This window comes from Microbispora hainanensis, from assembly GCF_006874475.1.
Lineage (GTDB): Bacteria > Actinomycetota > Actinomycetes > Streptosporangiales > Streptosporangiaceae > Microbispora > Microbispora hainanensis.
In genome coordinates this window covers 1-620 of sequence record NZ_VIRM01000180.1, presented here as the reverse complement: position 1 = coordinate 620, position 620 = coordinate 1, and the positions used below count along the sequence as shown (strand labels likewise).

Annotated in this window: 1 pseudogene; it reads left to right on the top strand. The window is 66.0% G+C overall.

The features are described from left to right. Positions 1-620, top strand: a pseudogene (locus tag FLX08_RS40070) (DNA-directed RNA polymerase subunit beta); the annotation flags it as partial.

Genomic DNA, 620 nt, shown 5'->3' with positions numbered 1-620 from the left:
GAGTTCGAGATCGACAAGCGCGACAGCGTCGGCGTGCGCATCGACCGCAAGCGCAAGCAGCCCGTCACGGTGCTGCTGAAGGCGCTCGGGTGGACCAGCGACCAGATTCTGGAGCGTTTCGGTCAGTACGAGTCGATGCGGGCGACCCTGGAGAAGGACCACACCTCCGGCCAGGACGACGCGCTGCTCGACATCTACCGCAAGCTGCGTCCGGGCGAGCCGCCGACCAAGGAGTCGGCGCAGGCGCTGCTGGAGAACCTGTACTTCAACCCGAAGCGCTACGACCTCGCCAAGGTCGGCCGTTACAAGATCAACAAGAAGCTGGGCGTCCAGGCCGACATCACCCAGGGCACGCTGACCGACGAGGACATCGTGTCGACCATCGAATACCTCGTCCGGCTGCACGCCGGTGAGGAGACGATGGGCCCGGACAACTCGGTGGTCGTCGAGACCGACGACATCGACCACTTCGGCAACCGTCGTCTGCGCACGGTGGGCGAGCTCATCCAGAACCAGGTCCGCCTGGGCCTGGCCCGCATGGAGCGCGTCGTCCGCGAGCGCATGACCACGCAGGACGTCGAGGCGATCACGCCGCAGACCCTGATCAACATCCGCCCGGT